The organism is Roseovarius sp. MMSF_3281 (assembly GCF_030733685.1).
In the GTDB taxonomy this organism is placed as follows: domain Bacteria; phylum Pseudomonadota; class Alphaproteobacteria; order Rhodobacterales; family Rhodobacteraceae; genus Roseovarius.
The window spans coordinates 1-1,564 of record NZ_JASHIM010000055.1; the positions used below are offsets into that span (position 1 = coordinate 1).

At 57.5% G+C, this 1,564-nt stretch carries 1 protein-coding gene; it reads left to right on the top strand.

Translation table 11 applies throughout. The features are described 5' to 3' along the window. Positions 1 to 155: 155 nt before the first annotated feature. Positions 156 to 1,187, top strand: coding sequence for an IS110 family transposase (locus tag RBB32_RS21255; RefSeq protein WP_306155757.1), 1,032 nt, complete (start codon positions 156 to 158; stop codon positions 1,185 to 1,187). Positions 1,188 to 1,564 lie beyond the last annotated feature (377 nt).

Genomic DNA, 1,564 nt, shown 5'->3' on the forward strand with positions numbered 1-1,564 from the left:
AAAAGATGCCGTAATGGGGCTTTCGGCGAATCGAGCACGTTTCGCTTGTTTGTCAGCATGATCTGAAGTGCCGTTGCCCTTGATGCGCCTGCAGCGCGTCTACGAGGTCGTATGTTTCCATGCGCCTCAATTCCTGAGAATAGAAGGGCAACGACATGAATGTATTTATCGGACTGGATGTATCCTTGGCAAGCACGGCGATTTGTGTGCTGGGGCCGCAAGGGAAGGTTGTTGAGGAGTTGGAGGCCGCCAGCGAGCCTGAGGCGCTGGTGCGCGCGATGACGTCACTGCCGTACGCGGTCGATGCGATCGGTCTCGAAGCCGGACCTTTGTCCCAATGGTTGAGCAAGGGAATGGAAGAAGCTGGCTTTGACGTGGTCATGATGGAAACACGATTAGTGAAGGCCGCCTTGAAAGCCATGCCGATCAAAACTGACCGGCGCGATGCCCAGGGCATTGCGCGCTTGCTTCAAATGGGATGGTACAGGCCTGTGCACCGCAAATCCGTGTCCTCCCAGGAAATCCGCGCGTTGCTGACGGCGCGCAAGTCAGTTCAACAGGCCATCATCAACCTTGAGCTTTCGATGCGGGGTGTTCTGCGAAACTTTGGCCTGAAGCTGGGGCATGTCACCCGGATCAGGTACGAGGCCCGGGTGAGGGAACTGGTTGAGCAGAATGAAATCCTGTCCACGTCGACGGAGGCCCTTTTGCGCGCGCGTGCGCAGTTGCGCGCCGAGTTGGCTGAATTGGATGCGACAATCGCGGATCTGGCAAAACACGACGATGTTTGCCGTTTGATGATGACGATGCCGGGTGTCGGTCGGATCGTCGCCCTGACGGTCAAATCCGCGATCGACGATCCGACGCGGTTTGCGCGATCGAAGGATGTTGGTCCGTGGGTGGGGCTGACGCCGAGGCGCACGCAATCCGGAGAGATGGACATCATCGGGCAAATTACGCGAGCGGGTGACCGGGCCCTTCGAACGGCCTTGTATCAAGCGGCGATGATCTTGATGCACCGTGGGTCACCAAACTGGCTCCAGGCCTGGGCGCTCAGAGTGGCCCATCGGCGTGGATCGAAACGGGCTTTGATTGCACTTGCGCGGCGTATTGGCGTTGTTTTGCACCGCATGTGGCGAGACGGCAAACCATTCCGCCATGTGCAGAGCGCGCCGGCAACGGTCTGAGTAAAACAATTCCAGAACTTGATCTGACGGAGGAACGCACTGCACCTGACGACAGGTACGACGAGGTCCCTTGCCGGGACGAGGTTCCTGGAGATGCCGAAAGCCCGCTAGTTATCGGCTAACGCTGAATACGCGTAAAAGATGGGCACCCAGGACCAGATTTGGACCAGGCATAGAGTGGCAGCCATGAGGCTGACTACGGACGGAAGAGCGAAGCCCGGACAGGGGGGTGTCCTTCAGTCCTGACGTGCGGGTGCAGTGAAAAAGAAAAAGTAAGCTTCTGAATTTGTGTCTTAAAACTCGGTGAAGAATGAGATCTTCGCCGGGATTTTTGACTTGCCCGAAACCCTTGACAGAGGCCCGCCCCATTACGGAAG

Bases quoted from the DNA above. Each gene is read 5' to 3' on its own strand.
- RBB32_RS21255 (WP_306155757.1), top strand. From the start codon at position 156: ATGAATGTATTTATCGGACTGGATGTATCCTTGGCAAGCACGGCGATT.